This is a genomic window from Kluyvera sp. (assembly GCF_965301105.1).
Genome location: NZ_CBDKZX010000129.1, coordinates 1 through 6,317, shown reverse-complemented (window position 1 = coordinate 6,317; position 6,317 = coordinate 1). Strand labels below are relative to the sequence as shown.

The following is a 6,317-nucleotide window of genomic DNA, read 5'->3' as shown; positions in this document are numbered from 1 at the left end:
ATCACCATCTCTTTCGGTCTGCGTAACGTCACCGACAAAGACAAAGCGCTGCGTTCCATGTACCGCGTGCTGAAGCCGGGCGGACGCCTGCTGGTGCTCGAATTCTCCAAGCCGGTTTTCGACCCGCTGAGCAAAGCCTACGACGCCTATTCGTTCCACATTCTGCCGCGTATTGGCGAAGCGGTGGCTAATGATGCCGACAGCTATCGCTATCTGGCGGAATCTATCCGTATGCATCCGGATCAGGACACGCTGAAAGAGATGATGCAGAACGCCGGGCTGGAAAACGTTGATTACTACAACCTGACGGCAGGGATTGTCGCGCTGCACCGTGGCTATAAATTCTGATAAGTGGGGGCCGCTATGCCTTTAAAACCCTTAATGACCGGCAGTATTGAAACCGCTATAAACGCGCTGCTCTGGCGTGAAAAAGCGTTAAAGCCTGCCCGTCAGCGTCTTATCGGGAAAGTATTACGCGTTGAACTGAAAGAGTTTTCTTCGCCGCTGGTGCTGGTCTTCAGTGAACGTCAGGTTGACGTACTGGGCGCGTGGGAAGGCGAGGCTGATTGCACCGTCATCACCCGGGTTAGCGTGTTGCCGCAGTTGCGCAATCGCCAGCAGCTCACCGCGCTTATCCGCAATAACGATCTGGAAGTGCAGGGCGACCTTCAGGTGGTACAAAACCTGGTGTCGCTGGCCGATCTCGCCGAGTTTGACCCGGCAGAACTGCTGGCGCCGTATACAGGCGATATTGCCGCCGAAGGCGTCAGTAAACTGCTGCGCGGCGGGGCGAAGTTCTTACAGCATGGTCTGGCACGTCAGCAGCGCTATGTGGCTGAAACCCTGACGGAAGAGTGGCGTCTGGCACCGGGCGCGCTGGAAGTCGCCTGGTTTGCGGAAGAGACGGCGGCGGTGGAGCGTGAGCTTGCGGCGCTGGCCAAACGGTTGGAAAAACTGGAGGGGAAATGACGCCAGGAGAATTACGGCGCCTGTATTTTATCATCCGCACCTTTTTGAGTTACGGGCTTGATGAGCTCATTCCCAAAATGCGTATCACGCTGCCGCTGCGAATGGGGCGTCGGCTGCTGTTCTGGATGCCAAATCGCCACAAGGATAAGCCGCTGGGCGAACGTCTGCGGCTGGCGTTACAGGAGCTTGGCCCGGTATGGATTAAGTTCGGGCAAATGCTGTCTACCCGTCGCGACCTTTTCCCCCCGCAGATTGCCGACCAATTAATCCTGCTGCAGGATCGCGTTGCGCCGTTTGACGGCAAGCTGGCGAAGCAGCAGATTGAAAAATCGATGGGCGATATTCCCGTCGAGAGCTGGTTTGACGATTTTGACATTGAACCGCTAGCTTCAGCCTCTATTGCCCAGGTGCACACCGCACGTCTGAAAGAGAACGGCAAAGAGGTGGTTATCAAGGTGATCCGTCCGGATATCCTGCCGATCATCAAAGCCGATATGAAGCTGATTTACCGCCTGGCGCGCTGGGTTCCCCGCCTGCTGCCGGACGGTCGTCGTTTGCGCCCGGTGGAAGTGGTGCGCGACTATGAAAAAACGCTGATCGACGAGTTGAACCTGCTGCGCGAAGCGGCGAACGCCATCCAGCTGCGGCGTAATTTTGAAAATAGCCCGATGCTGTACGTGCCAGAGGTGTATTCCGACTACTGTCGCGTCGATATGCTGGTGATGGAGCGCATCTACGGGATTCCGGTGTCCGACATTGAGACGCTTGAGAAGCAGAACACCAACATGAAACTGCTGGCCGAGCGCGGCGTGCAGGTGTTCTTTACCCAGGTGTTCCGCGACAGCTTCTTCCACGCCGATATGCACCCTGGCAACATCTTTGTTAGCTATGAGCATCCGGAAGATCCCCAGTATATTGGCATCGACTGCGGTATCGTCGGCTCGCTAAATAAAGAAGACAAACGCTACCTGGCGGAAAACTTTATCGCCTTCTTCAACCGCGACTACCGCAAGGTGGCCGAACTGCACGTCGATTCCGGCTGGGTACCGCCGGACACCAACGTCGAAGAGTTTGAATTCGCGATTCGTACCGTTTGCGAACCGATTTTCGAAAAGCCGCTGGCGGAGATCTCCTTTGGTCACGTGCTGCTGAACCTGTTTAACACCGCCCGGCGCTTCAACATGGAAGTGCAGCCACAACTCGTGTTACTGCAAAAGACATTACTTTACGTAGAAGGGGTAGGACGTCAGCTCTATCCTCAGTTAGATTTATGGAAGACGGCAAAACCGTTCCTCGAATCGTGGATTAAGGATCAGGTCGGTATTCCGGCGTTGTTCCGCGCGCTGAAGGAAAAAGCGCCGTTCTGGATTGAAAAAATGCCGGAATTGCCTGAGTTAGTCTACGACAGCCTGCGTCAGAGCAAACAGGTACAGGCTAGCCTTGAGAAGCTTTCTCAGGAGATGGCAACGCACCGTACCCGTCAGGGGCAATCGCGTTATCTCTTTGGTATAGGTGCGGTTTTACTCCTCAGCGGTACCGTATTACTGGTTCAACGCCCTGAATGGGGGCTGGCACCCGCGTGGCTTATGGCCGGAGGGCTGGTGGTATGGCTCGTGGGATGGCGGAAGACGCGCTGAATTATGCGTCGCTAACAGGGCGCCGCATAACGTATAATGCGCGCTGATTAATTCATCATCTATCAGAGGAACATGTATGGGTGGTATTAGTATTTGGCAGTTGCTGATTATCGTCGTTATCGTAGTTCTGCTTTTCGGGACTAAAAAGCTGAGCTCGCTGGGTTCCGATTTAGGCTCGTCCATCAAAGGCTTCAAGAAGGCCATGAGTGATGAAGACGACACCAAACCTAAAGCGGACCAGGATGCAGATTTCACTGCAAAATCAATTGCTGATAAGCAGGAAAGTGCAAAGAAAGACGAAGCGAAACGCCACGACAACGAGCAGGTGTAATTCGTGTTTGATATTGGTTTCAGTGAACTGCTGCTGGTGTTCGTTATTGGCCTCATTGTATTGGGGCCAAAACGTCTGCCGGTAGCGGTGAAAACGGTGGTGGGCTGGATTCGGGCGCTGCGTTCGCTGGCGACTACCGTACAAAATGAGCTGACGCAGGAGCTTAAACTCCAGGAGTTTCAGGACAGCCTGAAGAAAGTGGAGAAAGCAAGTCTGGATAGCCTGACGCCTGAACTTAAGGCTTCCATGGATGAACTGCGTGAAGCGGCTGAGTCGATGAAACGGTCCTATTCGATGCATGATCCTGAAAAGGCGAGCGACGAGGCCAATACCATCCATAACCCGGTGGCGAAGGATAAAGCCGTTGAGCCATCGCAGGCGGCTGAACCGCAGGCGACGCACGCTGAAGAGCCGGTGGCTAAGCCTGCCGAAGTACCGGAGTCCGAGGTGGTGAAACCGGCAGAGAAAGAGAAAGTCTCTGCTGCCGCTGCTCCTGAATCCTCCCCCGCATCGAGTGATAAATCGTAAACATGAGCGTAGAAGATACTCAACCGCTGATCGCTCATTTGATTGAGCTGCGCAAGCGCCTGCTCAACTGCATCATCGCGGTTCTCGTCATTTTCCTGGCGTTGGTTTACTTCGCCAACGATATCTATCAGCTGGTCTCCGCGCCGCTGATTAAACAGATGCCGGTTGGCGCGACGATGATCGCCACCGACGTGGCATCGCCGTTTTTCACGCCGATCAAGCTGACCTTTATGGTTTCGCTGATCCTCTCCGCGCCGGTTATTCTGTACCAGGTATGGGCGTTTGTTGCCCCTGCGCTGTATAAGCATGAACGTCGTCTGGTGGTGCCGTTGCTGGTGTCCAGCACCCTGCTGTTTTATATCGGCATGGCGTTTGCCTACTTTGTGGTGTTCCCGCTGGCCTTTGGCTTCCTGACGCATACCGCGCCGGAAGGGGTGCTGGTCTCAACGGATATCAAGAGCTATCTCGATTTTGTCATGTCGCTGTTTATTGCTTTCGGCGTGTCGTTTGAGGTGCCCGTTGCTATCGTTCTGTTGTGCTGGGTCGGCGTGACCACGCCGGACGATCTGCGCAAGAAGCGCCCTTACGTGCTGGTTGGCGCGTTTGTGGTCGGCATGCTGCTGACGCCGCCGGACGTGTTCTCGCAGACGCTGCTGGCTATCCCGATGTACTGTCTGTTTGAAGTGGGGGTCTTCTTCTCTCGTTTCTACGCGGGCAAGCGACTCACGCGTGACGAAGACGCGGAAGCGGAACAAACTGAAGAATAACCAACCGCCCGTAAGGGCGGTTGTCATATGGGGGCAAGGATGTTTGATATCGGTGTTAACTTGACCAGTTCACAGTTCGCGCGCGATCGTGATGAGGTGGTCGCGCGAGCACGGGCCGCGGGCGTGCACGGCATGCTGCTGACCGGAACCAACCGTCATGAGAGCGAAGAAGCACAGCGGCTAGCGGAACGCTTTGAAGGCTGTTGGTCAACGGCAGGCGTTCATCCACATGACAGCAGCAGTTGGTCGCCGGAGGTAGCGGACGCCATCTATGCGCTGGTGAACAAGCCCGAAGTCGTGGCTGTGGGCGAGTGCGGCCTGGACTTCAACCGCAACTTCTCCACGCCAGCCGAGCAGGAAATCGCGTTTAGCGCTCAGTTGGCGATGGCCGCCGAGCTGGGTATGCCGGTATTTTTGCACTGCCGCGATGCTCACGAGCGTTTCCTCGCGCTGCTGGAGCCTTGGCTCGACCATTTGCCGGGTGCAGTGCTGCACTGCTTTACAGGCACGCGTGAAGAAGCGCAGCAGTGCCTGGACCGGGGCCTGATGATTGGCATCACCGGCTGGGTCTGCGATGAGCGTCGCGGTCTGGAACTGCGAGAACTGCTGCCGACGATCCCCGCGGATCGCCTGCTGCTGGAGACCGATGCGCCGTATCTGTTGCCGCGCGACATGACGCCGAAACCGGCATCGCGTCGTAACGAGCCGGCCTACGTACGGCATATTCTGTCACGCGTGGCCGAATGGCGTGGGGAAGACGCACAGTGGCTGGAAGCCGTTACGGACAGTAACGCCAAACGGCTATTGAAGATCGACTTTTAGTTCAGGCCTTGCGGAAATCGGTGTTTTTGACGCTCTGCTTAATTTGCTTGTTGAGCAGGTTAAGCAGCAGCATAGAGCGTGCTTCGCCGTCAGGCTCGGCAAAGATGGCCTTCAGCCCTTCGAACGCACCTTCGGTAATGACCACGCTGTCGCCGGGATAGGGTGTTTCCGGGTCGGTGATATCATCAGGTTGATAGATTGAGAGCTGATGGATGACCGAAGATGGCACGGTTGCCGGACTCATCCCAATACGGACAAAATGGCTGACGCCGCGGGTGGCGTTAATCGTGGTGGTGTGAATCACCTCCGGGTCAAATTCCACGAACAGATAGTTCGGGAACAGCGGCTCACTAACCGAGGTGCGCTTGCCGCGCACTATTTTTTCCAGGGTGATCATCGGCGTCAGGCAGTTTACCGCCTGTCTCTCAAGATGTTCCTGGGCGCGCTGAAGTTGCCCGCGTTTGCAGTACAGTAAATACCAGGCTTGCATAATGACTCTTTCCACTCGTTAGCGCGGAAGCATAGCAAAAGTGCGGGCAGATCGCGATGTTGATTATGACAGCTTTAATTCACGCTAATTTAACAAAAATACAGCATCGAAGGACCATTCGCCGTATACTAAGGCGCTTACCAGGAGGCCAAGAATTACCCCATGAAATACCATGACCTACGCGACTTTCTGACCATACTCGAACAGCAGGGTGAACTAAAACGTATTAGCCTCCCGGTTGATCCCCATCTGGAAATTACCGAAATTGCCGATCGCACCCTGCGTGCGGGTGGGCCAGCGCTGCTGTTTGAAAATCCTAAAGGTTATGACATGCCGGTGCTGTGCAACCTGTTCGGCACCCCCAAGCGCGTGGCGCTGGGCATGGGGCAGGAAGACGTCAGCGCGTTACGTGAAGTGGGTAAACTCTTAGCCTTCCTGAAGGAACCGGAGCCGCCAAAAGGTTTCCGCGACTTGTTCGACAAACTGCCGCAGTTCAAACAGGTGTTGAACATGCCGACTAAGCGCCTGCGCGGCGCGCCTTGCCAGCAGAAAGTTCTCTCCGGCGACGATGTCGATCTCTCGCGCATTCCGGTGATGACCTGTTGGCCGGAAGATGCGGCACCGCTCATTACCTGGGGCCTGACGGTGACCCGTGGTCCGCATAAAGAGCGGCAGAACCTGGGCATCTATCGTCAGCAGGTGATTGGCAAAAACAAATTGATTATGCGCTGGCTGTCGCATCGCGGCGGCGCGCTGGATTTCCAGGAGTGGTG

Annotated in this window: 9 protein-coding genes; 8 read left to right on the top strand and 1 reads right to left on the bottom strand. The window is 55.6% G+C overall.

Annotation, left to right across the window (positions count from 1 at the left end):
- From ACW14G_RS21800 to tatD, 7 genes are all read left to right on the top strand, one after another.
- Positions 1 to 348, top strand: a 348-nt coding sequence (locus ACW14G_RS21800) for a class I SAM-dependent methyltransferase (protein WP_455648793.1), incomplete at its 5' end; no start/stop codon positions are given.
- A gap of 15 nt (positions 349 to 363) precedes the next feature.
- On the top strand, positions 364 to 969 hold the full coding sequence (gene ubiJ, locus ACW14G_RS21795; protein ID WP_167577152.1) for a ubiquinone biosynthesis protein UbiJ: 606 nt from the start codon (positions 364 to 366) through the stop codon (positions 967 to 969).
- Complete coding sequence (gene ubiB / locus ACW14G_RS21790; RefSeq protein WP_163448189.1) at positions 966 to 2,606, top strand: ubiquinone biosynthesis regulatory protein kinase UbiB; 1,641 nt, start codon at positions 966 to 968, stop codon at positions 2,604 to 2,606. The genes ubiJ and ubiB overlap by 4 nt, the downstream gene beginning before the upstream one ends.
- A 76-nt stretch (positions 2,607 to 2,682) precedes the next feature.
- Positions 2,683 to 2,937 carry a Sec-independent protein translocase subunit TatA gene (gene tatA, locus ACW14G_RS21785; RefSeq protein WP_064546483.1) on the top strand — a complete coding sequence of 85 codons (255 nt, stop codon included), beginning with the start codon at positions 2,683 to 2,685 and terminating at the stop codon, positions 2,935 to 2,937.
- A 3-nt stretch (positions 2,938 to 2,940) separates the two neighbouring features.
- Positions 2,941 to 3,465 (top strand): Sec-independent protein translocase protein TatB, encoded by a 525-nt coding sequence (tatB, locus tag ACW14G_RS21780; protein WP_167577151.1) that lies wholly within the window; start codon positions 2,941 to 2,943, stop codon positions 3,463 to 3,465.
- Positions 3,466 to 3,467: 2 nt separating this feature from the next.
- Positions 3,468 to 4,232: a Sec-independent protein translocase subunit TatC gene (gene tatC, locus ACW14G_RS21775; protein WP_064546487.1), complete on the top strand. Its 765-nt coding sequence runs from the start codon at positions 3,468 to 3,470 to the stop codon at positions 4,230 to 4,232.
- A 27-nt stretch (positions 4,233 to 4,259) separates the two neighbouring features.
- Entirely contained in the window at positions 4,260 to 5,054 is a 795-nt protein-coding gene (gene tatD, locus ACW14G_RS21770; RefSeq protein WP_167577150.1) for a 3'-5' ssDNA/RNA exonuclease TatD, read from the top strand.
- A gap of 1 nt (position 5,055) precedes the next feature.
- On the opposite strand, the gene rfaH is transcribed toward tatD, so the two are convergent.
- Positions 5,056 to 5,544 carry a transcription/translation regulatory transformer protein RfaH gene (gene rfaH / locus ACW14G_RS21765; protein ID WP_455648792.1) on the bottom strand — a complete coding sequence of 163 codons (489 nt, stop codon included), beginning with the start codon at positions 5,542 to 5,544 and terminating at the stop codon, positions 5,056 to 5,058.
- Between the two features lie 162 nt (positions 5,545 to 5,706).
- Here rfaH and ACW14G_RS21760 point away from each other — a divergent pair.
- Positions 5,707 to 6,317: UbiD family decarboxylase domain-containing protein (locus ACW14G_RS21760; protein ID WP_455648791.1), on the top strand; the 611-nt coding region annotated here is incomplete at its 3' end.